The organism is Asticcacaulis sp., assembly GCA_024707255.1.
GTDB lineage: Bacteria > Pseudomonadota > Alphaproteobacteria > Caulobacterales > Caulobacteraceae > Asticcacaulis.
On record JANQAC010000001.1, the window covers coordinates 839,003 to 863,434 of the forward strand.

The 24,432-nt window shown below is 61.7% G+C and carries 17 protein-coding genes and 1 pseudogene; 6 read left to right on the top strand and 12 right to left on the bottom strand.

Annotated elements, in window-relative coordinates; translation table 11 throughout:
- Positions 1–62: 62 nt before the first annotated feature.
- The 9 genes from NVV72_03985 to NVV72_04025 all read right to left on the bottom strand — a co-directional run bounded on the left by NVV72_03985 (position 63) and on the right by NVV72_04025 (position 13,289).
- Positions 63–2,585 carry an exo 1,3/1,4-beta-D-glucan glucohydrolase gene (locus NVV72_03985; protein ID MCR6658528.1) on the bottom strand — a complete coding sequence of 841 codons (2,523 nt, stop codon included), beginning with the start codon at positions 2,583–2,585 and terminating at the stop codon, positions 63–65.
- Positions 2,586–3,275: 690 nt separating this feature from the next.
- The gene (locus tag NVV72_03990; protein ID MCR6658529.1) at positions 3,276–4,346 is read right to left on the bottom strand and encodes a LacI family DNA-binding transcriptional regulator; all 1,071 of its coding nucleotides are present in this window, start codon (positions 4,344–4,346) and stop codon (positions 3,276–3,278) included.
- Between the two features lie 94 nt (positions 4,347–4,440).
- On the bottom strand, positions 4,441–5,073 hold the full coding sequence (eda, locus tag NVV72_03995) for a bifunctional 4-hydroxy-2-oxoglutarate aldolase/2-dehydro-3-deoxy-phosphogluconate aldolase (GenBank protein ID MCR6658530.1): 633 nt from the start codon (positions 5,071–5,073) through the stop codon (positions 4,441–4,443).
- Positions 5,074–5,247: 174 nt separating this feature from the next.
- Positions 5,248–6,264 (bottom strand): glucokinase, encoded by a 1,017-nt coding sequence (locus NVV72_04000; GenBank protein ID MCR6658531.1) that lies wholly within the window; start codon positions 6,262–6,264, stop codon positions 5,248–5,250.
- Positions 6,265–6,268: 4 nt separating this feature from the next.
- The gene (gene edd, locus NVV72_04005) at positions 6,269–8,083 is read right to left on the bottom strand and encodes a phosphogluconate dehydratase (GenBank protein MCR6658532.1); all 1,815 of its coding nucleotides are present in this window, start codon (positions 8,081–8,083) and stop codon (positions 6,269–6,271) included.
- Between the two features lie 28 nt (positions 8,084–8,111).
- Positions 8,112–8,903 carry a 6-phosphogluconolactonase gene (pgl, locus tag NVV72_04010; GenBank protein MCR6658533.1) on the bottom strand — a complete coding sequence of 264 codons (792 nt, stop codon included), beginning with the start codon at positions 8,901–8,903 and terminating at the stop codon, positions 8,112–8,114.
- Entirely contained in the window at positions 8,896–10,386 is a 1,491-nt protein-coding gene (gene zwf, locus NVV72_04015; GenBank protein ID MCR6658534.1) for a glucose-6-phosphate dehydrogenase, read from the bottom strand. Before zwf ends, pgl begins: the two co-directional genes overlap by 8 nt.
- Positions 10,387–10,594: 208 nt before the next feature.
- Positions 10,595–11,257, bottom strand: a complete 663-nt coding sequence (locus NVV72_04020) for a phosphoenolpyruvate carboxylase (GenBank protein ID MCR6658535.1) — start codon at positions 11,255–11,257, stop codon at positions 10,595–10,597.
- Positions 11,229–13,289 (bottom strand): phosphoenolpyruvate carboxylase, encoded by a 2,061-nt coding sequence (locus NVV72_04025; protein ID MCR6658536.1) that lies wholly within the window; start codon positions 13,287–13,289, stop codon positions 11,229–11,231. Before NVV72_04025 ends, NVV72_04020 begins: the two co-directional genes overlap by 29 nt.
- A 408-nt stretch (positions 13,290–13,697) precedes the next feature.
- On the opposite strand from NVV72_04025, the gene NVV72_04030 reads away from it, so the two are divergent.
- From NVV72_04030 to NVV72_04055, 6 genes and pseudogenes are all read left to right on the top strand, one after another.
- Positions 13,698–14,261, top strand: a complete 564-nt coding sequence (locus tag NVV72_04030) for a hypothetical protein (protein MCR6658537.1) — start codon at positions 13,698–13,700, stop codon at positions 14,259–14,261.
- A 511-nt stretch (positions 14,262–14,772) separates the two neighbouring features.
- Positions 14,773–17,402 (top strand): annotated as a pseudogene (gene pepN / locus NVV72_04035) (aminopeptidase N).
- Between the two features lie 100 nt (positions 17,403–17,502).
- Entirely contained in the window at positions 17,503–18,075 is a 573-nt protein-coding gene (locus NVV72_04040) for a response regulator (GenBank protein ID MCR6658538.1), read from the top strand.
- A 154-nt stretch (positions 18,076–18,229) separates the two neighbouring features.
- Positions 18,230–20,863, top strand: a complete 2,634-nt coding sequence (locus NVV72_04045) for an ATP-binding protein (protein MCR6658539.1) — start codon at positions 18,230–18,232, stop codon at positions 20,861–20,863.
- A 227-nt stretch (positions 20,864–21,090) separates the two neighbouring features.
- Positions 21,091–21,570, top strand: a complete 480-nt coding sequence (gene greA, locus NVV72_04050) for a transcription elongation factor GreA (GenBank protein MCR6658540.1) — start codon at positions 21,091–21,093, stop codon at positions 21,568–21,570.
- 64 nt (positions 21,571–21,634) lie between these two features.
- Complete coding sequence (locus NVV72_04055) at positions 21,635–22,702, top strand: alpha/beta hydrolase (GenBank protein ID MCR6658541.1); 1,068 nt, start codon at positions 21,635–21,637, stop codon at positions 22,700–22,702.
- Here the strand turns inward: NVV72_04055 and NVV72_04060 are convergent, their stop codons facing one another.
- The 3 genes from NVV72_04060 to NVV72_04070 are packed head-to-tail and all read right to left on the bottom strand — an operon-like array spanning position 22,703 to position 24,371.
- Positions 22,703–23,227, bottom strand: coding sequence for a periplasmic heavy metal sensor (locus NVV72_04060; GenBank protein ID MCR6658542.1), 525 nt, complete (start codon positions 23,225–23,227; stop codon positions 22,703–22,705).
- Between the two features lie 2 nt (positions 23,228–23,229).
- Positions 23,230–23,685, bottom strand: coding sequence for a hypothetical protein (locus tag NVV72_04065; protein MCR6658543.1), 456 nt, complete (start codon positions 23,683–23,685; stop codon positions 23,230–23,232).
- Entirely contained in the window at positions 23,682–24,371 is a 690-nt protein-coding gene (locus NVV72_04070; GenBank protein MCR6658544.1) for an RNA polymerase sigma factor, read from the bottom strand. The genes NVV72_04065 and NVV72_04070 overlap by 4 nt, the downstream gene beginning before the upstream one ends.
- Positions 24,372–24,432: the final 61 nt, after the last annotated feature.

The following is a 24,432-nucleotide window of genomic DNA, read 5'->3' on the forward strand; positions in this document are numbered from 1 at the left end:
GCGATGGTCCCCCCTCCCCATAAATGGGGAGGGCGAAATCTAAATCACTTCTCCGACTGAAATCACTTCGCCGGACACACGGCGTCGCCCTCGTCCGAAGCCAGTTTGATCTCGCTGTAGCTGATCGACAAAGGCGTCGTCGTCGCCAGCGAGAACGGCACGCCGACCTGCGATACGTCGAGCCCGGCCGCCTGATAACAGTCCAGCTTGACCTTCAGCGTGGTCCACTGCCCGACCGGCGCCTTCAGTTCCGGGCCTATATCCAGCGAGGTATAGGTCTTTTCGTCCTTGCCCATGGTCAGCATGACCGGCCCCGAAACTGCGGAATCGAGGCGATAGGTGACGGCCAGCGCCATCTTGCCTGTGGTCTGGCGGCTGAGATCGACCGGCGAGCCGAAAATGGCCACCGCGCCTATGCCATTGCCCTTGAAGACCACCGAGCGCCCGGATTCCTGCTTGTCAGCGTCCACGGTCGTCTGGGTGACATTGCCGCTGGCGCTTTCCACCGAAGCGCCGCTGATCATGGTGATGCCTTGGCCGTCCATCACCGCCGATTGCCACGGCGCCTTGACGCGGCCGGCGGCGAAATAGGTATCGACATTGACCACAGCTTCGTCACGCAGGCCGGAATCTTCCGACAATTGCGGCACATCGCCGATATCTGCGTAGGTCAGGCCGTAGCCATAGGGGAAGAGCGGATCATAGCCGACGGTGCCGACATTGAGCGGCCCCTGATTGGCGGTCTTCGGCCAGGAGAAGGTCAGCTTGCCCTTGAAATCGTAGCGCGGCTGTTTGTTGAGATCCCCCACGATGACATCGGCGATGCCGCCGCCTTCGGTGCCCGGCAGCCAGGCCTCGACAAAGGCGTCCGAGGCGTTGATTTCCGGGTTGGTCCACAGGGGGCGGCCCGACAGGAAGACGGTGACCACCTTGATGCCGGCCGCTTTCAGCTTGTGGATCATCTCCAGGTCGCTGCGGTCGCCGGTCTGGTAGTCGAGATTGGTGCGGTCGCCCTGGAATTCGGCGTACGGATCTTCACCGATGACCACCACGGCCACGTCGGGCTTTTCCTTGTAGAACCCGTTGTCGCTGAGCGTGGCGACGCCCCCGGCCTGCTTCACCGCTTCGGCAATGCCCTCGTAAATGGTCTCGCCATTCGGGAAGTCGGCGCGGCTGTTGCCGGTGCCCTGCCAGGTGATCGTCCAGCCACCCGCCTGCTTGCCGATATCGTTGGCGCCCGAGCCGGTAACCAGAATGCGCGCGCCCGGATCGAGCGGCAGGGTATGGTTCTCATTCTTGATCAGCACCAGGGATTCGCGCACGGCCTGACGCGCCAGGGCGCGGTGTTCGGGCGAACCCAACTGGTCCCACTTGCCCGAAAGCGGCCGATCGAGCGGCGCGCCCAGCGTAAACAGCCCGCCCTTGATCTTGGCGCGCAGAATGCGGCGCACGGCGTCATCGAGACGCGACATCGGAATGGTGCCGGCCTTCACATCGGCCAGGGTATTTTCGTACATCGGCTTCCATGAATCCGGCGCCATGAACATATCGACCCCGGCATTCATCGCCTCCGGGCAATCGTCCTTGGCGCAGCTTTCCAACTGGCGGTGGGCGTCCCAATCGGTGATGGTGAAGCCATCGAAGTGCATCCGCTGCTTCAACGCACCGGTGATCAGGCGCTTGTTGCCGGCCATCTTCTGGCCGTTCCATGACGAAAACGAGATCATGACCGACAGGGCGCCGGCCTCGATGGCAGGCGGATAACCGGCGCCGTGGATGCGCGCCAAATCAGCCTCGCTCATCTCGGCATCGCCCTGGTCCTTGCCGTCCTTGGTACCGCCATCGCCCAGGAAGTGCTTGGCGGTGGACATGATATGGCCCGGCTGGATGCCATTGGCCCCGCCGCCCTCACCCTGCAAACCGTCAACCATGCGGCCGGCATAGGCCGCCACGTCGGCCGGATTTTCCGAGTAGGATTCATAGGAACGGCCCCAGCGCTTGTCACGCGCCACGGCGACGGTCGGGGCGAAGGTCCAGTCCACACCGGCGGCGGCCATTTCGGCGGCGGTGGCGACGCCGATCTTCTCGATCAGGTCCGGATCGTGGGTAGCGCCCAGCCCGACATTGTGCGGGAAGATGGTGGCACCGACGAGATTGGAATGGCCATGCACGGCGTCGATGCCAAACAGCAGCGGAATCGGCGCCTTGGTGGGGCGATCGAGCGCCGCGCGCCAGTAGTCATCGGCCAGCTTCAGCCATTGATCCGGCGTGGCGCGTTCATTGCCGCCCGGCGCGGAATTGCCGCCGGCCAGGATGGAACCCAGCGGATAGGTCTTGAGGTCTTCCGGCTTGATATAGGCGATATCGGCCTGGATCGTCTGGCCGACCTTCTCCTCCAGCGTCATTTTGCTCATGATCTCGGTGATCTTCGCCTCGGTGGCGGGATCGACCAGGCCGGCCGGGGCCAGCTTCGGCCAGGCGGGATCGACCGCGATGACCGCCGGCGCCTTGGCCACGGCCTTTTTCTTTACGGTCTTCTTTTTGACGGTTTTATGCGCGGCCGCTTTCGCCTTGGCCTGCGCCATATCCGCTGCACCAAAACCGAATGTACACAACACACCGAGTGCTGCGCCGATCAGAAGGGCGGGCCTGCGCGAAGATTTATGAGACAATGGAGTGCTCCTTGGGTCGTTCTTCCACAACATTTTTTCTTTGACCTGTAGCACGGCCGCACGGTCTGAAAAAGCCGCCCGTTATCGCCCACCTGTCACTGCTTTTGCCGGCCCGTTTTGCTGCCTGTGACGACCGGACCTGTCCGGTTTAATGACAGCGCTATCAAGGCCCGTCAAGTCACCATCCCTTTTGACGCGAGCGTTTGCGGCGCAATATATCCGGCGGCTCCTGTCAAAAAACATATTTGCTTTCATTATTTATTTGACAGCGTTGTCAGATTTGCTATGACTACCTCACCCTGTTTTCCCGCTATGCGAATTTTTCTGGAATTTGCGGATCGGGATCTGTGTTTAAAACCATTATGCGGCCCGGTTTCTTTCCCTTTTTCATAGCCGTTTCGCGTCCGTGGTTTTAAAGCGCCTTCTTAATGTGGCATTATTTGGAAGGCACTGGCCTTTATCCCGATGGACCTTCTGGTTCATCGGGTTTTTTTTGGCTCTCTATGCGCTCAGGCGGCGCGAGCCTCCTCGCATCAGCTCGGGCGGGCGCTTGCCCTTGGCCTCAATCGCCGGATGGCTAAGGTGCTTTAATTACGCGGCGTTCTAAACCGCCTTCGCCGACTCGCGCATCACCAGTTCAAACGGCAGTTCGCGGCGTGTGTCGCTGAAATTCGGCGCATCCTCATCCGCTGTCGCGCGTGACAAAAGCATATCCGCCGCAGCATAGGCCAGGTCGGTCACCGGCTGGCGGATGGTGGTCAGGTGCGGCCAGATGATCATTGAGCCCGGTGTATCATCGAAGCCCACCACAGACACCTGATCGGGAATGCGCACGCCCGTCTGCTGGGCATAGGCCATGACACCAAAGGCCATTTCGTCATTGGAGGCAAAGATCGCCGTCGGCAGGTTAGCGGCATCCATGAACAGCGCCTTGGCCGCTTCCAGCCCGGAGGCGAAACTGTTGAAGCCCTGCGCGATGCGGCGCGAATGCGGTTCGGCGCCCGCCTCGTGCATGGCCTTGATGAAGCCGTCATAGCGCCGGTGCGAAGACCCATGCTCCGGATGGCCGCGCACGAAACCGATATCCCTGTGGCCGCGCGCCAGCAGGAACTGCGTCATCTCATAGGCCGCCTGGGTATCGTCCATTTCCACCAGAGCCGAGCGGCCGGGAAAAAGCGACGGCGAGACACGCACATAGGGCACGCCGGCGGCTTCAACGGCATCGAGTACCACCGCCATGTCGCACAAGGGCGGCGTCAGGATCACGCCATCGAGGCGGATGGTGGCCAGCAGCGAGGCGATCGCCCGGCCGATATCCGGCGCCAGGCTGTCCTGCGGCTCGCTCAGCACATGGTAGCCGCTCTGGCGGCAGCGCTCGATCACGCCTTGCTGCAGGTCGATGACATAGCTGGACGACGGGTTGTCATAGAGCAGACCGATCAGGAAACTGCGCGAACCGGCCAGCGACCGGGCCAGTAGGTTCGGCCTGTAATGCAGGCGCGCGGCGGCTTCCTTCACCTTGGTGCGGGTTTCCTCGCGCACGTTCGGCTCATCGTTCATCACCCGCGAAACGGTCTTGATCGATACGCCGGCCAGCCGCGCCACGTCATTGATGGTGGAAACCGCGCTGGAAACGGACGGCTCTTTTGCGGCAGGCGCCTTGATCTGGGTCACTCGAATCCGAGCCTTGTTTATTATATTGGTCTTATCAGCTTGCGTCTGTCATGACAGCTTTGTCAATGGGACAGACGCAAGTCGATTCAACCGCTTATTTTTTCCCGAAGGTCGCCACGGCTTCGGCGGCGAGACGGGTAATTTCAGCCCAATTGCCTTCGTTCATCGCCTTGGCCGGCGCCACCCACGAACCGCCGACGCACAGCACATTATCCAGCGCCAGGAAATCGGCGGCGTTTTTCGCGTCGATCCCACCGGTCGGGCAGAACTTGACCTGCGGCAGAGGGCCGCCAATGCCCTTGAGGTAAGGCACGCCGCCGGCGGGAACAGCGGGAAAGAATTTCAGGTGAGTGAAGCCCCATTCCAGCGCCTTCATCACTTCCGACGAGGTGGCCACGCCCGGCAGCAGCGGCAAAACATCCTGATGGGCCAGGGTCTTGGTCAGGCCCGGCGAAACGAGGAACTTGGCGCCGGCCTTCTCGGCCTTCTCGGCATCCTTCGGCGTCAACACCGTGCCGGCGCCGACCACGGCGTCCGGACGTTCCTTCGAGATCAGCTTGATGGCATCCAGCGCGCAATCGGTGCGCAGGGTGATTTCCAGTGCCCGGATGCCGCCGGCCAGCAGGGCGTCGGCCAGGGGCAGGGCCTGGTCGAGCGACGGAATGACCATCACCGGCAGCACCGGGCCCATGGTCATGAATTTTTCTACATCGGGATGCGTGGACATGGGTGTTTCCTTTGTTCTGGGAAAGCAAGATACCCCACCACCATTCGCTGCGCTCATGGTCCCCCTCCCCTGCAAGCCGGGGAGGTACAAGCGCTTTCTTATACCTCCCCACCTTTGGTGGGGAGGGGGACCGCGCCTGAAAGGCGTGGTGGTGGGGTTTCTTACTTACTACTCTTAAGCCGTAATCTGCACGTCGGTTAAGGCATTCGCCGAACCGAGCAGCGCCGCATACGGATGAATGATGATACGTGACGGAATGGCGGCCACCATGCCCGCCAGCGGCGCCTTGGCCTCCATGCGGGCGCGGAAACGCAGTTCGTCGACATGCTTGATCAGGCGCGGCGCGATGCCGCCGGCAATGAACATGCCCGATACCGCGCCATGCGCCAGGGCCAGGTCACCGCACACCGAGGCCATGATGTCGAGGAAGGCTTCGACCGTATAGCGCGATCCGGTGGCGTCCTCGCCTTCCAGATGGGTGATCTGCGCCGGCGTCAGGTCTTCGGCCAGTTCGCCGCGGATCGAGGAAATCGCCTGATAGAGATTGACCAGGCCCGGCCCGGACAGCAGCATTTCCACCGTCACGCGGCCGTGCTTCTTGCGCAGGAAACGCAGGATTTCGCTCTCATAGTCATTGACCGGCGCGAACGAGATGTGACCGCTTTCCGTCGACAGGCAGTAGGGGCCAAACTCACCGCCCACCAGCACCGAAGCGCCGAAGCCGGTGCCCGCCCCCATCACGGCATGGACATCGCCAAAGCCCTGTTTCACCGGACCGATGCACTTGGTGTCGCCCTCTTCGAGATGCGGTAGCGCAAAGGCCAGGCCGGCATAGTCATTGATCAGCCTGGCGCGGCGCGCACCGGTCGCTTTCGCCAGCAGCCCCTCCTCGACTTCCCAGTCGAGATTGGTGAACTTGATGTGGCCATTTTTCACCGGCCCGGCCACGGCCACGCAGGCATAGTCCAGTTCCGGCTTGCCACCGATCATGTCGAAATAGGCTGCCAGCGCCTTGTAGACGTCCTTGTGCTCCGCCGTTTCCAGCGATTTGAAGCTGGTCAGGCTGGTCTTGCCTGCCCGACGCTCCGCAATGGCGAAACGGGCATTGGTGCCACCGATATCCCCCACCAGCCCGCGCAAGGGGCGATTGAAAGAGGTGGTGACCGAACTGGCCTCGAAATGCTTTGTCATATAGTTACCAAAAAACGGCGCCACCCTGGTCGGCCGGTCCTACCGAACGACGCATGTGCGCAAAAAGTTCCCGTCCCATGCCGTCGGCTTCTGGTGGCCGATCAGCATTTGTTCTTTGTGAAAACTCGGCGGCATCTCCGAGGAAGTCTATGGTGCCGGCCACGCAATCGACGCGCAGCACGTCCCCGTTCTTGAGTTTCGCAATCGGTCCGCCGTCAACCGCTTCCGGCGTCAGGTGGATAACGGCAGGCACCTTTCCCGATGCCCCCGACATGCGGCCGTCAGAGACCAAAGCGACCTTGCGGCCGGCATCAAGGATGCTGGAAAGCGACGGCGTCAGGCTGTGCAGTTCCGGCATTCCGTTGGCTTTTGGCCCCTGGAAGCGGACGACGCAAATGAAATCGCCTTCCGGCAGTTGTTTGGCCTTAAAGGCCGCCAGGAAATCATCCTGGTCGTCGAACACCACGCACGGCGCTTCAACGATCTGGTGCTCCAGCTTGACGGCCGAGACCTTGGCGATCGAGGTGCCGAGATTGCCCTTGACCTCACGCAGCCCGCCTTCCGGCGAGAACGGATTGGAAGCCGGACGCAGGATGTTTTCGTCGAGGCTGTGTTCGGGCGCATCGCGCCAGACGACCTCGCCGTTTTGCAGCACAGGCTCCTTGGCGTAATCCGCCATGCCCTGCCCCCAGATGGTCTGGACATCGGCGTGCATCAGGCCGGCGTTCAGCAGTTCCTTGATGACAAAACCCATGCCGCCGGCGGCATGGAAGTGGTTCACATCGGCCGAGCCATTCGGATAGACGCGCGCCAGCAGCGGCACCACGGACGAAATCTTGTCCATGTCTTCCCAGGTCAGGATCACGCCGGCAGCACGCGCCATGGCTGGCAGGTGCAGGGCGTGGTTGGTCGAGCCGCCGGTGGCCATCAGGCCGATGACGCCGTTGACGATGGCCTTGGCGTCGATGACATCGGCCATGCGCGACGGATTTTTGGAGTTCTCGGCCGATTTCGCCGCGCGCTCGACAGCGCACTGCGTCAGGGCGTCACGCAGCGGCGTGCCCGGATGGACGAAGGCGGCGCCCGGCACATGCAGCCCCATCATTTCCATCAGCATCTGGTTGGAATTGGCCGTACCGTAGAAGGTGCAGGTGCCGGCGGAATGATAGGAGGCCATTTCGGCGGCCAGCAGGGCATCGCGGCCGACTTCGCCGAGCGCATACAGGGTGCGGACCTTGGCCTTTTCCGGGTTCGGCAGGCCGGAGCCCATCGGGCCGGATGGCACGAAGATGATCGGCAGGTGGGCAAACGACAAGGCGCCGATGACCAGGCCCGGCACGATCTTGTCGCAGATACCCAGCATCAGGGCGGCATCGAAGGCGTCATGGCTGAGCGACACGGCAGTGCTCATGGCGATGACATCGCGCGAAAAGAGCGACAGTTCCATGCCAGGGCGGCCCTGCGTCACGCCGTCGCACATGGCCGGCACGCCGCCGGCAACCTGCGTGGTGGCGCCGAACTGACGCGCCATGACACGAAGTTTTTCGGGGTAGTCGTGATAGGGCTGGTGCGCCGACAGCATGTCGTTATAGGCGGTGACTATGCCGATATTAGGCACGGAATCGAGCGCCTGCTGCAACTTGTCATTGTCCGAAGAGGCGGCCACGACGTGGGCATAATTGGCGCAGGAGAGCTTCTTGCGGCGCGGCTCATTCGCCTTGTAGCGGTCGGCGCGCGCCATGAATTGCTTACGCAGATCCTTCGAGCGCTCGATGATACGCGCAGTCACTTCAGCGATAACGGGATGCAGTGTTGTCATGATATTAGTCCTTTAGCCCGCCCAAATCTCAACTTGCCCAGACGAATTCGACGTCGGTCGGACATTGCGCGATAAACGCGCCGATCGGCGAGGTATAGGGGTCGGTGTCCTCGGTCGCGCTTTTGAGCGCATCGAGCTTGGCCTGACCGGTGATGTAGAAAAGAATACGGCGCGAATTATTGATCGCCGGCACGCTTAAGGTAATGCGCGGCAATTTCGGCTCGGAACCATCCGTATGCGGCAGAACCGGCAGAACGAGTCGCTGCGTCGTATAGACCTCGGCATTGATGGGATTATGCGGGAATATCGAGGCGTAGTGCGTATCCGGCCCCATGCCCATCAGGGCGAAATCGAAACGCGGCGCCTCGCCGCCATTCAGATCACGCAGGGTCTTTTCTGCCTTTTCGGCGCAAGAGTCCTGGTCATCGATATCCTGAATAAGCGTCAGGAACGCCATGCCCGAATGGTCCTTGTCCGCCAGAACCGGCGCCAGAGCCTCGCGCATCATGCGCGTATTCGAGGCCGCGTCATCGACCGGCACGAAGCGTTCATCGACCTGGGCCAGGGTCACCTTCGACCAGTCCAGTTCGGCATGGATCAGGTGCTGGTAGATCGGCTTCGGCGTGGTGCCGCCACAACCGATCCAGACCGCCTTGGTGCGCTGATCGATGGCCTGACGCAGGCTGTCGGCAATGGCGTCGGCGATATAGGTGCCGGCGCGCTGCGTATTGGCGAAGCAATGCACGGTCACGGTCTTGCCGTGGGCATTCCAAGTTAATACGTCTTCCGAGACGTTGAGCTTGTGCGCGGCCTCAGTCATTCCACATGCGCCCGTTATCGCGTTCGATCAGGCTGAAGGCGCTGACCGGACCGAAGGTGCCGGCCGGGTACTTTTGCGGCTTCATGTCCTTCTCGTGCCACGCCTTGATGATGCCATCCACCCAGGTCCAGGCGGCCTCGACCTCGTCGCGGCGCACGAACTGGGCATTATTGCCATTGAGCGCATCGAGGATCAGGCGCTCATAGGCGATGCGGCGGCGCGGCGGCTTGCCATCGCGGCTGTCGTCAAACGCCTTGATCAGCGACAGGCTGAGATCGAGCGGCTGGAGGTGAACCCCCTCGGCGGTCAGTCCCGGCGCCTTGTTCATCAGGGTCAGCGAAATGTCTTCTTCCGGCTGGAGGCGGATCAGCAGGCGGTTGGCCTGGGCCTCGGGCCCGAAGATCGAGTGCGGCAGCGGCTTGAACTGGATGACGATTTCCGTAGTGCGCGACGGCAGGCACTTGCCCGTGCGCATATAGATCGGCGTGCCGGCCCAGCGCCAGTTGGCGATCTCGGCCTTGATGGCGACGAAGGTCTCGGTATTGGACGGCGAACCCTTTTCCGCCTCGTAGCCGGCCACCGGATGGCCGTCGGCGAAGCCGGGGCCATACTGGCCGCGCGCCGTATTGGTCAGCACGTTTTCAGCGGTGATGGCTTTAAGCGAGCGCAGCACCTTGACCTTTTCATCGCGCAGGGCGTCCGAGGTCAGGGCCGAGGGCGGCTCCATGGCCAGCAGGCAGAGCAGTTGCAGCAGGTGGTTCTGCAACATGTCGCGGATGGCGCCGTATTCGTCGTAATAGCCGAGGCGATCCGCCACGCCGACCGTTTCGGCGATGGTGATCTGGATGTGATCGATCGACTGCGAATTCCACAACGGCTCGAAGACCATATTGCCGAAACGCAGGGCGATCAGGTTCTGAACCGTTTCCTTGCCCAGATAGTGATCGATACGGAAGGTGCGGTCTTCGGCGAAGGCATGGGCGACGGAATCGTTGATCACCTTCGAGGTGGCGAGGTCGCGGCCGATCGGCTTTTCGATGATGACGCGGTTGGGCGCCTTGTTGAGACCGGCCTTTTCGATATGTTCGCAGATCGGCTTGAACAGCGACGGCGACACCGACAGGAAGAAGACGATATCGAGTGTTTCGGGATCGCCGAGTTCGGCCTTCAGCTTGGAGCCCCAGTCGTCATGGGCGGCATCGAGCGCCACATGGACGATGCGCTTGCGGAACCGGCTCAGAGCTTCGGGCGTGGTCCATTCGCCGAACCGGCTGGTGACGGCATTGCCGATGCGATCGACGCAGACCTCGGTGCCGCAGTCTTCGCGGGCCACGGAAATGATGCGCAGATTATCGGCCAGAAAGCCTTCCTGATCGAGCATGGCCAGCGACGGCCATAACATGCGCATGGCAAGGTCGCCCGTACCACCGACAAGAACAAAAACCGGTTGGCGCGCGCCATTACTTGCAGAAGATGCCGACATGAGACCTTTTCGTTCCGAACCTGTGACCCGCCCTTTGTGCCCAGGGCTTTAGTCATGACAGCGTTGTCATAACCCCTGTTTTCCGGCAGGTCAACAATGAATGTCAGCGGGCGTTATAAATGCCATGCCCGCAGCGGTCATATAGGCCATGCGGCGCCGCAAACACAAGGGCTGATAGGGGATTTAACCCGTCGCCGGAAAACGGCTTTTACCCCGTATTACGCAGGGCGGACGCAATGCCGTTGACCGTCAGTTGCATGGCCAGTTGTACCAGCTTGTGCCGATTGCCGTGGCGGCGGATGCCCAGCAGGTAGACCTGCAAACGATTGAGCGAACCCAGCAGCGGATTGGCGCGCTCGATCTGGTTGCGCAGGCGCTCATGCGTCGAGAGCAGATAGGGCGCGCCGCGCAGGCGCAGGATCAGCGCCACCGTATCGTCGAACTCGAACTTGATCTTGGCATAGATGCGCGCCGCCTCTTCCGGTTCACCGGCCAGGCCCGCATAAAGCCCGGCAATCTCCACGTCGGTCTTGGCCAGGGCCATTTCCATATTGGCGATGAAAACCTCGAAGAAGTCCCACTGCATCATTTCCTTCAGCACGTCGTCGCTGATCGCCAGATCGCGCACCGCCGCAGCGAAACCATACCAGCCCGGCAGCATGAAGCGCGTCTGCGACCAGGCGAAGACCCACGGAATGGCGCGCAGATCCTCGATCTTGCCCGACGCCGTGCGCGAAGCCGGGCGCGAGCCGATCTTGAGATTGCTTACCTCGTCCACCGGCGTCACCGTGCGGAAGAAGTTGAGGAAGTGCGGATCGTCATAAACCAGGCCGCGATAGGCATCAAAGGCGGCCGCATGAACCTGGTCCATCAGCGGTGTGAATTTTTCCTCCAGCTTCGCATCGGCCGTATGGGCCGCCGTCTTCGGCCCGCGCTTCGGCACCGTCGCCGAGGAAGGTGGCCGCCGCGAAGCTGTCGAGCGTCTTGTGGGCGGTGACGACATTGCCGAACTTGCGCGCGATCATCTCGCCCTGTTCGGTGACGCGGATCTGCCCGCCGACCGTGCCTTCCGGCTGGGCCAGGATCGCCGCGAAGGCCGGACCGCCGCCGCGACCGACCGAGCCGCCGCGACCGTGGAACAGGCGCAACTGCACGCCAGCCTTGTCGCACACCGCCTTGATCGCCTTGGACGCCTTGTGCAGCGACCAGCGCGAAGAGGTATAGCCGCCGTCTTTATTCGAGTCGGAATAGCCGAGCATGACTTCCTGCAGCGCCGGGCGGCCCATCAGCGAGCGGACGGCGAAATTGCCCAGCCATTTCTTCATGATCTCCGGCGCCGCCTCCAGGTCGCCGATGGTCTCGAACAGCGGCGATATCTTCATCATGCAGTGCGGCTGCGGCCCGCCGCGCACCAAACCAGCCTGTTTCAGCAGCACCAGCGGCTCCAGGATATCGGACACCGAACCGGCCTTGGAAATAACATAGGCGCCGAAGGCTTCCGGCCCGAAGGTTTTCACGATCTCCGCCGCCGCATCGACAATGCGTAGCTCTTTACGCGTTTCATCGGAATAGCTGGCATAATCCCAGCGCAGAATCCGGTCATTTGCCAGCTCGGCGAAGAGCAGCGAACAGCGCTCGCTTTCCGACATGCCGAGATAATCGATCAGTTCCGACGACTGGGTAAAGAGGTCGGCGATAACACGTTCATGCACATCGGAATTCTGCCGCAGGTCGAGCGCCAGCAGGTGGAAGCCGCAGGAGCGGGCAATGCGGATCAGCGTCTTGAGCGTGGCGCCGATCATCCGGCGGCCGCCATTGCTCGCCAGGGAATTGCGGATCACCCTGAGGTCAAACAGGAAGGCGGCGCAGCTTTCATAGGCCGGCGCAGCGACCGAGGTATCGCCGGCGCGGCTGCCCACTGATTCCCCAAGGATTTCCGCGCGCGTCCGCAGCAGGCGCTGCCGGATATGGGCGATGGCGCGGCGATAAGGCTCATCGACGCGGTGAATATCGGTATTGAGCGACTTGCGCGCCAGTTCCTGAAGGGCATCGCTGACCGGCGTCACCTCGTCCGACATGGTCAGTTCGGTATCGAGCTTGTCGAGATGGACCAGATAGAAATCAAAAGCCACGCGCGCCTGTTCGCGGTAGGCATAGCGCAGGGTCACCTCATCGACATGCGGGTGGCCGTCGCGGTCACCGCCGATCCACGAACCCAGCTTGAGCACGTCCGGCAGCGGTCCCTCGTGCGGGATGTCGCGGCCCCACTCGGTATAGAGCGTCACCAGGGCCGGCAGGATCGAGCGCTTGACCGCGCCGATCAGGTTGTTGATCTCGTCGCGCACCGTGATGCGTTCCGGCCGGTTGAGGCGCGTGTTCCACAGCAGCGCCACGGCGCGGTAGAGATCATCTCCCACCTGCTTCTTCTCGCCCGGATTGGCGGCCTTTTCATAGGCTTGCAACAGGGTGGCGATTTCCGTTTCACGCTCCACGATCGAGGCGCGGCGCATCTCCGTCGGATGGGCGGTAAAGACCGGCGAGGCCAGTATACTGCTGAGCGTGGCGTCAATCTCGGCCCTGTCGACACCAGACTGCCGGGCCGAGGCCACGGCATTGGCCAGGCTGATCGGCTGCATGGAGCCGTCGGCGCTCTCGAAACTGTCGATCTTGCCGAGTTGGCCGACATCCTCGGAAATGACCGACAGCATGGACATACAGGTCATGATGCGGGCGATATGCGCGGCTTCCGATTCACTCAAGGCGCTGAAATCGAAAGTCTTGTCCTTCAGTGCCTCGACCTTGTCCATGACCTCGGCCTTGCCGAATTCGTGGACGGCTTCGCTGAGATAGCCATCAAGGAGGCCAATATGTTGCTTGACGTGGTTGAGGACAGTGTCGGTCATAGTCGTGTTCCAGAGTACCCGTTGGGCCGTCACTCGTCATACTTTTCGTCACAAAAACATAGACTTGCAGTCAGGTTTCTTCCGACGACGCATGATCAGATGTCAAGCCGGTTTATTGTTTTATCCTATTTGCTTAGGCGGGATTTTTGTGCATCGCAAGATAACAAATTTCGACGTGAAACTGATCATATTGATAGTATGAATGAATCCAAGACCTTGAATATTATTGTCTGATTTAATATTTTTTCACTCCTGAACTTTTCGCACACAATGTTTCATTAGAAACAATGCCTTGGTCACACACCAGCCCTCTCTGAACGGCATAATAACACCGCCCGCCATTTGTTAAGACTTTTCCTGTAAAACAGACGTCCATAACAAGCTTAAGAATAAGCAAGAGGGTGTCCCATGGCCAAAGCGACCTTTCATCGCCACCAAAGAGTTTATGTCGAGCCGGTCGGCACCTGGGCGGTGATCGACAAGGTCAACCCTGTCTGGGTCAAGGGATTCGACGAGCCGGTACGCGTCACCTATGACTGCGGCCTGGGCCGTGATTTCGCTGCCGAGGAACTGACACCCGAAAGCGCCACCGACAAAAGCGGCCAGGACCAGCACCTGTCGCACTGGCGCCTGATGCGCGCCCGCAACAAGTGGCAGACGCCGGAAGAAAGCCGCAATCACCCCTTCCCCGGCACCTATCCGATCGTCGTCACCGACGAGAACGACTGGGGCGGCTGGCGCGTGCCCGGCGCCGAATATGAGCGCGATCCCGGCCTGATCGAAATGCAGGCCCGCCTGATCGCCGCGGCCCCGCACCTGCTCAAGCTGGTCAAGGACCTGCGTGATTACGCCCGCAACAACAGCGAACTCGACGATGATCTGATCTCGCTGGCCAAACGCGCCGACCAGTTGCGCCAGCACGTCGAAACCGACGTGACCGATGTGCCGAAAGCTACCCGCCAGGCGGGATAAGGGTTGACCACGAACCACACGAAACGAAGTTCGGCGAAGCCAACGGACACGAACTCTGAGTTTCGATGGGCAGGGTCTGTGGTTGTGTCTGGCTGCGATTAAAGAGGATCACGGACAGGCACGGAAAAAGACGGAAATACGCGGAATTCTTTGTGTGTCTCCTTCTGCGCGAAGCGCCTTCATGTCGTCATTGCTTCGACACGCGCAAATGAAAGCCCTTCGGGCACAAAGGTTAGAGCAAACGCATATTTCCGTGTATTTCCGTCTTTTTCCGTGCCTGTCCATGATCTCCTTTCCTGATAAGGCACAACGCTCACCGGCACAGGCCATTGAAGCTCAGAGTTCGTGTCCGTTGGCTTCGCCGAACTTCGTTTCGTGTGGTTTGTAGTAAAACCCTTCCCTCTTAATTTCACCGAATCCGTCCAAATCCACCCAAATCCACATTGTATCGCTTGAGCTTCTCTGAAAAGAGTCCCATGTGGACTGAGACTTCAAGCGAGACAGAACGAATATGCGCACCGATACGCCCCAGCCGATCAAACTCAGCGACTACAAGGCCCCCGACTTCCTGATCCCGGCCACGGAACTGGCGTTCGATCTCGCCCCCGAAGCCACGCGGGTCAAGGCGCGGCTGACGATCAAACGGCAGGGTGCGGCCGATGCGCCGCTGGTCCTGATGGGCGAGCGCCTGAAGCTGATCAGCGTATCTCTGAATGGCAAGCCGGTCGACTACACCACCACCGACGAAACCCTGACCATCTTAAAAGTCCCGGACAGCTTCACCTTAGAGACCGAGGTCGAGATCGATCCGCTGAACAACAAGACACTGGAAGGACTCTACATGTCCTCCGGCCGCTACTGCACCCAGTGCGAGGCCGAGGGCTTCCGCAAGATCACCTACTATCTCGACCGCCCCGACAGCCTGTCGAAATACCGCGTCCGCATCGAGGCGCCGAAAGCCGGTTTCCCACACCTCCTCTCCAACGGCAATCTGCTCGAAAAAGGCGACTTGCCAGGCAATAAGCACTACGCCCTGTGGGAAGACCCCTTTTTCAAGCCATGCTACCTGTTTGCCCTCGTCGCCGGCGAGCTGGACGTGCTGGAAGACTCGACCGTCACCATGTCCGGCCGTACGGTCGAGCTGAAAATCTATGTCGATACAGGGATGCGCGACCGCGCCGCCTACGCCATGGACGCCCTCAAGCGCTCGATGAAATGGGACGAAGAGGTCTATGGCCGCGAATATGATCTTGACCTGTTCATGATCGTCGCCGTGCGCGATTTCAACTTCGGCGCCATGGAAAACAAGGGCCTGAACGTTTTCAACGCCTCCCTGCTGCTGGCCGACCCGACCACCGCCACCGACGCCGATTATGAGCGCATCGAGTCGGTCATTGCCCACGAATATTTCCATAACTGGTCGGGCAACCGCGTCACCTGCCGCGACTGGTTCCAGTTGTGTCTCAAAGAGGGCCTGACCGTCTTCCGTGACCAGGGTTTCTCGGCCGATCAGCGCGGCCATGCGGTCTCGCGCATCAAGGACGTCAAGGCCCTGCGTGCCCGCCAGTTTCCTGAAGACTCAGGCCCCCTGGCCCACAGCGTGCGGCCATCCTCCTACGTCAAGATCGACAATTTCTACACCGCAACCATCTACGAAAAGGGCGCGGAAATCGTCGGCATGTTGAAGACCCTCGCCGGTCCGGCGCTCTATCGTCAGGCGCTCGATCACTATTTCGAGCACAACGACGGCACCGCCGCCACGCTGGAAGACTTCCTCGCCAGCTTCCACGCCGTCACCGCCGACACTCCGCAATTGCGCGCCGACCTCAGCGCCATGATCGACTGGTACACCCAGGCCGGCACGCCTCAGGTCCGCATCTCCCAGCACTATGACGCCGCGGCCAAAACCCTGACCCTCAGCCTCGCCCAGGCAACGGCGCCGACGCCCGGCCAAGCGGAAAAGAAGCCCCTGCCCATCCCGATCCGCCTGGCGGTACTGGATGAAGACGGCGCGCCGCAGCCCCCTTTAATACCCCCGGCAATGACTCCTGGCTCTTCACCCTGCGCGATGCCCAGGAAGAGATGGTGATCCGCAATATCGAAAAGCCCCCCGTCATTTCTGCTCTGCGCCATTTCTCCGCGCCGGTCATCCTGACCATCGACGAGCCGCAATCCCATGCCTTCGCGCGCTTCAAAGGCGACAGCGATCCGTTTAACCGCTGGGAAGCGGCACAAGGCCTGGCCAAGGCGATCATGCTGGACGAAATCCCCGATGAAAACCTCATCGATGCCTTCGCGCAGGGACTGGAAGCGACCTTGCGCGACGACCGTCTCGACGATGCCTTCAAGGCGCTGATTATGGGCCTGCCGACCGAGGCCGATCTGGCGCAAAGCCAGTCTCCCATCGATCCGGCCTTCCTGCACCGCAACCGCAAGCGCTTCAAAACGGCGCTCTCCCTGCGCCTGCATGATACCCTGCGCGACCTTTACAATGCCCTGCCAGTGGCCAATACCTTCAGCCCTGATGCCGCCTCGGCCGGCAACCGCGCCCTGCGCAACGCCTTGCTCGACCTGCTGCTGGCAAGCTTCAGCGCCAGCCCAAATCCCGGCGAACTGACCCTGCTGGCCGAAGCCCATTTCAAGGCCGCCACCAACATGACCGACATGATCGGCGGCCTGATCGCGCTTACCCACGTGCAGGGCAGGCCCTATCAGGATGCGCTCGACGCTTTCTATGCCCGCTTCAGACATGAGCCGCTGGTCATCGACAAATGGTTCTCGCTGCAAGCAGCGGCGCCGCATCCGGAAACCCTGGCGCGCGTGCAGGCCCTCAGCCATCACCCCGATTTCGATGCGAAGACACCTAATCGCTGGCGCGCCCTGGTGCAGGGCTTCGCCAATAACCAGAGCGTCTTCCATGCGCCCGATGGCGGCGGCTATGCCTTCCTGGTCGAGCAGATCCTGGCGGTCGACGCCTTCAATCCGATGACGGCGGCACGCCTGGTCGAACCGCTCAGCCGCTACCGCTTCTATGCGCAGCCCTACAGCGAGAACATGCGCCAGGCCCTGCAAATGATTACCGCGGCGCCAAAGCTGTCGAAAAACGTCCTCGAACTGGCCACGAAGGCGCTGGCGGACTAATATAGCTAATAGTTATTAACCACTCTTAAGCATTGCTTACCTAAAATGCGCAAAAGAGACGCGGATTGCGTCGCCTTGCGCATGGTTTTGGGAGAGACGATTGGCGAGCCTCGAACGGGTCCGTTTCCTGGTGGTGGACGATAACGCCCACATGATCAATATCGTCAAAACCCTGCTGCGCGGGTTTGGCGTCACCCAGATATTCGAGGCGCGCGATGCCACTGAAGCCTTTCACCGCCTGAAACACGACTCAATCGACATCTGCATCACCGACTACCAGATGGAGGTGCTGGACGGGGTCGAGTTCGTCAAACTGGTGCGCAATTCCTCCGACAGTCCGAACCGCTACGTGCCCATCATCATGCTGACGGCCCATTCGGAGCGGTCCAAGGTGATCGCCGCGCGCGACGCCGGCACCAATGAATTCTGCTGCAAGCCGGTGACTGCCATCGAACTGCGCCGCAAGCTCGTCGCCATCGTCGATTATCCGCGTCCCTATATCAAGACCGCCACCGGCAACTATTTCGGCCCCGATCGCCGCCGCAAGCAGGATCCGAAATACCATGGCGAAGAGCGCCGCGAAGGCTGGAGCGAGGATCACCGCCCACCCACCGGCCGCAAACGCAATACCTCGGCCGGCAGCGGCACCTTTGACGAAGACGAGGGCAGTTAACCGCTTTTGGCGGCCGGAGAATTATTTAAGTTTATAAAACCTTAAGACTCTCGACAATAGGTTAACGGGGCGTTTACCCTGATAGCTTACGCCGAATCAGGGCGCAACCGAATCTGACCTGACCTCACCAGGGTCAAACTGTACAGGACTGCCCGTGGCGGAGACGCATCAAAACCTGCGCACCCGAAGTCTGGCCGGCGGGCGGACAGCGAAGGCATCTCCGGAAAAAGAGCCGGAAAAGGACGCGGCGAAGCCCGCTGACGGCCGTTCCGCCTTATCGCGCCTGATCATCTCCCCCGTTTCCCCCACCATGCCCCTTTGGATCCGGATCGGCGCCCTTCTCCTCACGCTCGGCCTCGTCATCTTCATGGCCCTGTCGACCCTGCAACTGGGCAACAGCCTGTCCGCCGGCAAGGATGCCGAGGGCGAGGCCCTGCTGACGGCCGCCCGGCTCGATGCCGCCCGGCTCGATGGCCGCCTGGGCACGGCCCGCGCGGCGCTGGAAGCGGCGCAAGGCCAACTGGGCCAGAAACCCGACGCACCGCTCACCGCAGCCGAACTGGCCCTGAAACTGGGCCGCGACACCCTCACCAGCACGGCGCTGATCAATGCCACTGGCGGCGAAGTTATCGCCCGGTCCGGCAGCGAGGATGCCGACCTGATGATCGAGGCGGCGCAAAAAGCCCACACGCCCTTCGCCATCGTCACGGCCGGCTCAAAACTCAGCCGCACGGACCACACCTACGCCGTTCTGAAAGGCGCAGGCGGCGCCCCTGACCTGGTGGCGCGGCTCGAAGACGGCCTGCTGCCAGCCCCCGATGACAAGGGCGGCTTAAGCGCGCTGGTCGGTCCCGATGGCCTGATCGTCGCCGCCTCCAGCGAGGCCCTGACCGGCAAGGATCTCAAGACCGCGCTTGCCGTCTCCTACAGCCAGGTGCGAGCACGCGCCGATTCCGGCCACCTCATCCAGGGCGCCCTGACCGAGGGCGGCTTCGTCAAGATCGCGTCGGTGGCGCAGGCCGACCTCAGCACCGCCGACGCCCTGCGCAGTGCCGACGTAAGCCCGCTTATCCTGCTCCGAGCCACGCCCACACCACGTTTTTTCTCGGCGTCGCAAAGCCTGCTGAAAACCGTGACCTTCGTGGGCGGACCGTTGCTGATCGGTGCGTTGTTCGGCCTCCTGCTGTTTTTCCAGGCGCGCAAGAACCGCGAGGACGCCCAACTGTTTCAGGCCAGCGAGCAACGCTACCGCCTGGCGGTTGAATCGGCGCGCTGCGGCATCTTCGACTGGGATATCGACCAGAACCTGATCTATATGTCCGATGTCACCGGCGTCATGCTCGGCTGGGGCGGCGGCGGCGTCGCCTCCACGAACGAGGTGCTCGAACGCATCGCCCCCGAACAGCGCGCCGATGTGGTAAAGGCGCTGGAGACCGCTCGCTCCACTGGCGCGCTCGATGTCTCCTTCCGCGTCCCTTCGGCCACCGGCCAGGCCCTGTGGGTCGATGCCCGTGGCCAGTCGGTCGGCGAACGCACGGCTGGCGGCTTCACGCGCCTGTCCGGTGTGGCGCTCGATGTCAGCCAGGAACGCATCGCCCAGATCCGTGCCCAGCGCGCCGAAACCCGCCTGCGCGACGCCATCAACTCGGTGTCGGACGCCTTCGTGCTGTGGGACCGCCATAACCGCCTCCTGATGTGGAATGCGACCTTCGGCGAGACTTTCAATATCGATGCCCGTTTCCTGAAGGCCGGCACGCCGCGCCACCTGATCGACCAGGTGATGCAGATCGCCATCCGCCGCCAGCACCCAACGCAGGATGCGCGCGAAGGCGTCTTTGAAGCCGAACTGAACAATGGCCGGTGGATTCAGGTATCGGAAAGCCGCACGGCCGAAGGCGGTTATGTCGTCACCGGCGCCGATATCACCGCCGTCAAGGTTCAGGAAGAAAAGAGCCGCGAAAACGAGGAAGCCCTGCAGGGGCTGGTGGAAAAGCTGGAACAGAGCCGCCAGCAGCAGACGGTCCTGGCGCGCAAGTACGAGATCGCCAAGATCCGCGCCGAGGCCGCCAACCACGCCAAGAGCGAATTCCTGGCCAACATGTCGCACGAGTTGCGCACCCCGCTCAATGCCATCAACGGCTTCTCGGAAATCATGTCGTCGGAAATGTTCGGCCCGCTCGGTCATCCGCGCTACAAGGAATATGCCGTCGATATCCTGGGCTCCGGCCAGCACCTGCTGTCACTGATCAACGACATTCTCGACATGTCCAAGATTGAAGCCGGCAAGCTGAACCTGCGCTTCGAGCCCGTGGCCATAGACGAGGTGGTCGAGGACACCCTGCGCCTGGTGCGGCAAAAGGCGGAACGCGCCGGCCTGAAACTGCGCGTCCACCTGCCGCAACTGCCGGAAATATCAGCCGATTTCCGCGCCCTGAAACAAATCCTGCTCAACCTCCTGACCAATTCGGTGAAATTCACCCCCACCGGCGGCACCCTGACCATCTCGGCCATCGCCACGGAAACCAATGTCCATATCACGGTGGCCGATACCGGCATCGGCATCGCCCGCAAGGACATGGAACGCCTGGCCAAGCCGTTCGAGCAGATCGAAAACCAGTTCTCCAAGACCCGCGAAGGCACCGGCCTGGGCCTGGCGCTCACCAAGTCGCTGATCGAGATGCACAATGGCCGTTTCGAGGTCGACAGCGTCCTTGGCGAAGGCACCACCTGCACCGTGATCCTGCCGATCGCCCAGACCGCCACGCAAATCGGCGACCAGGCGGCTTAATGACGATTTGCGAAGCAAACCGTCATTAAGCTTTTTTGCTTGAAGAGCGCGCAAACGTGCGCGGCGGGCAGTCGCCCTTGCCAAAATTCAATGAATGAATTTTGGAGAATTGCTTTCTTATACCTCCCCATCTCTGGTGGGGAGGGGGACCGACGCGCCCTTGCGCGTTGGTGGTGGGGCTTCTTGCTTTCTTGCTGCCTGTCGTCACAAATGTGCTACAACACCCCATGAGCGTTGCTTTCACAAAAGACGAAGACCACGAGGCGGCAGCCGCCAACCTGCCCGACCGGCCGGTCTCCCCCCACCCCAATCTCGTCACGCCGCAGGGCCTGGCGCAACTGGAAGCCGCCTTCGCCGAAGCCAAGGCGGCCTATACCGCCGCCCAGGCCTCCGGCCTGATCAATGAAGACCGCACCGCCATGGCGCGCGCCACGCGTGACCTGCGCTACTACACCGCCCGCCTGGGTTCGGCTCAGCGCATCGATCCCGTCACGGCGCCGGAACGCGTTGTTTTCGGCTGCACGGTGACCATCATCCGCGATGATGACCGGGAACAGACCTTCCAGATCGTCGGAGAGGACGAGGCCGATCCGAACAAAGGCAGCGTGTCCTATGTCTCGCCGCTCGCCCGCGCCCTGCTCGGCAAGGAAGTGGGCAACGAGATACAGCTCAGCGGGGCCGGCCTAGAAATTACCGCTATTACGTAACCTCGGCATGCTTGCTTACCCCAGTCACAAACGATATTTTCTGCCGGTATATTCCGGGGGTTCCATGTCCACAATCCGTCTTGCCGCCTTTACCATTGCCGCCCTGTTGGCCGTTTCCGCCACGGCCAGTCAGGCGCAGGCGCCTGCGGGAAATATCTGCACCTCACCCACCCAAAGCGTGCGCGAAGAAGGCTTTGTCGAGATCGGCGGCATACCGCAATGGGTGACCATCAAGGGCGACAGTTGCGCCAATCCGGTCATCCTCATGGTCCATGGCGGCCCCGGCAATCCCATGAGCCTCTTCGCCGACAAAATCTATGGCGGCTGGGAAAAGAACTATACGATGGTGCAATGGGACCAGCGCGGCGCCGGCATGACCTACGGCAAGACGCCGCCCGCCGAGGATACGCCGCTGACCTTCGAGCAGATAAGGGACGACGGCATCGAACTGACCCGCTACCTGACGCAGCATCTCGGTAAGCGCAAGGTGATCCTGATGGGCGGTTCGTGGAGTTCGATCATCGCCATCCACATGATCAAGGCTGAGCCCGACCTGTTCACCGCCTATCTCGGCTGGTCGCAGATGGTCAGCTACCGTGAAAACCCGCTGGCGACCTACAGCCTCCTGCTCGACAAGGCGCGCCAGGCCGGCGACCAGGACAGTGTGAGCAAGCTGGAAAAACTGGGCCCTCCGCCGTGGACCGACCCGCGCGGCTTCGGTATCATGCGCCGCGTCGACCGCAAGTATGAGGCCATGGCCACCGATCCGGCGCCCAGGGACTGGTGGCAGCCGGCGCCGCTCTATGCCACGCCGGAGGCCGAAGCCAACTATACCGCCGGCGAGGACTATTCCTATCTCCAGTTTGTCGGCCTGAAAGGCGACGGCATGTATTCAAGGGTGGACCTGCCAGCCCTGGGCACACAGTTCGACGTGCCGATTTTCCTGCTGCAGGGCGAAGACGATTACCTGACGCTGCCGGCTATCTCCCGCCGTTATTTCGACAGCCTGAACGCACCGCAGAAGGCATTTATCAGTCTGCCGCGCACCGGCCATGATCCAAACCAGATCATGATCGACGCCCAGTACAAGGTGTTGCAGGAGACCATCCGTCCGCTGGCTGACCAGCCGTGATTATTTCGGTGCGGGCGCATCCACCTTTACCGGCGGCTTGTCGTCCCTGGCGATAAAGCGATCAAACCGGCCACTGGCGCGCAGCAGCGTGGTCAGCATGAAGGTGCGTTCGCGCACCGGCAGATCCTTCATGTTGAGGATCAGGGCGTTTTCGATCTTACCGCGCGCGTCGTTCTCGGCATTACGCGCCTGTTCCGACAGCATGGCGATCTGCGCCGCGTCATACGGTTCCTGCGACACCAGCACGCGCGCCTGGGCCCGCAGGGCCCGCGCCTTGGCCATGTCTGCCTCACCGCTTAATGCCGCGGCCTTGGTCAGCAGATAGATATGATGGCGCTCCTCGCGCGTCGTGCCTTCGGTGGCCTCGCGCCACGCCTTCTGCATGGCCAGCGGGCGCTGGAAATCACGCAGATGGTGCTTGACCACGAAGCCAGCGCCCACGGCGGCCCCGATCAGGAAGATATTGATAACCAGAGAGATCGCCAGAATCCATTTAAGGCGGGTGTCCGTCAGCCAGGCGTTCATGCTCAGTCTCCCCCGTCGATCATGGCCACCTGTTCCAGCACGCTGGTGACGCGCAGGTCGCTAAGGCCCATCAGGCTGAGATTGACCCCCAGCACCGCGCCGGCCAGGCAGGCCGCGGCCGCGATGCTCACGCCCCAGACAACAGAGCGCGAAAGCGGAGCCGGACGTGGGCGCACCGGAAAGGCAACAACCTTATTCACCGGCGTAAACTCGGCCGCAAAACGCTCCATAGCCGCTTCGAATACGGGCTGGTCCGCCTCCGCGCGACCGTGTTCGACGGCGCGCAGGGTGTCCATCATGTCATCCAGCGCCCGCGCCTCGGCCAGCCAGGCTTGCGCTTCGGGATGCGCCGCAACACAGGCCAGCGCCGCCTCGCGCTCCGCCTCAGGCCAGTGCGCCGCATGGGCGCCATAGGCATCAATAATCGCTTTCAGTCGTTCCAAACGCATGTCACTCATCTTCTCGCTCCCGTACGCCCCGGGATTACAGACGTCTCGCTCATCAGGGTGCGCAGGGTACGCCTCGCCCGCGCCAGCAGACTTTCCAGCGCCTCTATGCTCACCCCCATGACCGCCGCCGCCTCAATATTGGACATCTCCTGAAAATAGTTCAGGGTGATGGCCGTCCGCTGTCTTTCGGGCAGTTGCGCCAGGGCCTTTTGCAGGGCCTGCGCGGTCTGCGCCTGCTCAAGCTGCACCGATGGCCCCGCCGCGTCATCGATGATCTCAATCTCATCCGAACTGACGCTGTCCTTGCGGCGGCGCAACCGGTCATAACAGAGGTTGAGCGCCACGCGGTGCATCCAGGTGTCGATGCGCGCCTTGCCCGGCACCCAGGTCGCCGCCTGTTTCCAGGTCCGCACCAGGGTTTCCTGCGCCACGTCTTCCGCTTCGGCCGGATCGTTCAGCATCCGCCGGCCCAGTGACAAAAGCTTCGGCAGCTTGCGCGAGACAAGCGCCGACACCGCCGCCATGTCGCCGCGCGCGATCCGCTCCAGCAGAACCTCGTCAGGGTCTGTCGTCACCTGTTTCCCCGGCAGACGGTCAAATCGATCGGATACAAGCTGTATCCGCTTCTGTTGCAGATTTTCCGTCACCGAGGTCCGGTTCAGTCCGGTCCGGTTCTGGGAAGGCATCTGCGCCATAAATCGTGGTTCCTCAGCGAGCTATATGAATACCAAAAGCCAATAATCCGCCGCTTGTCTC

Bases quoted from the DNA above. Each gene is read 5' to 3' on its own strand.
- NVV72_04020 (MCR6658535.1), bottom strand. From the start codon at position 11,257: ATGGACCAGGTTCATGCGGCCGCCTTTGATGCCTATCGCGGCCTGGTT.
- zwf (MCR6658534.1), bottom strand. From the start codon at position 10,386: ATGTCGGCATCTTCTGCAAGTAATGGCGCGCGCCAACCGGTTTTTGTT.
- NVV72_04000 (MCR6658531.1), bottom strand. From the start codon at position 6,264: ATGACAAAGCATTTCGAGGCCAGTTCGGTCACCACCTCTTTCAATCGC.
- NVV72_03985 (MCR6658528.1), bottom strand. From the start codon at position 2,585: ATGGCGCAGGCCAAGGCGAAAGCGGCCGCGCATAAAACCGTCAAAAAG.
- greA (MCR6658540.1), top strand. From the start codon at position 21,091: ATGAGCGTTGCTTTCACAAAAGACGAAGACCACGAGGCGGCAGCCGCC.
- edd (MCR6658532.1), bottom strand. From the start codon at position 8,083: ATGACAACACTGCATCCCGTTATCGCTGAAGTGACTGCGCGTATCATC.
- NVV72_04060 (MCR6658542.1), bottom strand. From the start codon at position 23,227: ATGAACGCCTGGCTGACGGACACCCGCCTTAAATGGATTCTGGCGATC.
- eda (MCR6658530.1), bottom strand. From the start codon at position 5,073: ATGTCCACGCATCCCGATGTAGAAAAATTCATGACCATGGGCCCGGTG.
- pgl (MCR6658533.1), bottom strand. From the start codon at position 8,903: ATGACTGAGGCCGCGCACAAGCTCAACGTCTCGGAAGACGTATTAACT.
- NVV72_04065 (MCR6658543.1), bottom strand. From the start codon at position 23,685: ATGAGTGACATGCGTTTGGAACGACTGAAAGCGATTATTGATGCCTAT.
- NVV72_04055 (MCR6658541.1), top strand. From the start codon at position 21,635: ATGTCCACAATCCGTCTTGCCGCCTTTACCATTGCCGCCCTGTTGGCC.
- NVV72_04070 (MCR6658544.1), bottom strand. From the start codon at position 24,371: ATGGCGCAGATGCCTTCCCAGAACCGGACCGGACTGAACCGGACCTCG.
- NVV72_04025 (MCR6658536.1), bottom strand. From the start codon at position 13,289: ATGACCGACACTGTCCTCAACCACGTCAAGCAACATATTGGCCTCCTT.
- NVV72_04030 (MCR6658537.1), top strand. From the start codon at position 13,698: ATGGCCAAAGCGACCTTTCATCGCCACCAAAGAGTTTATGTCGAGCCG.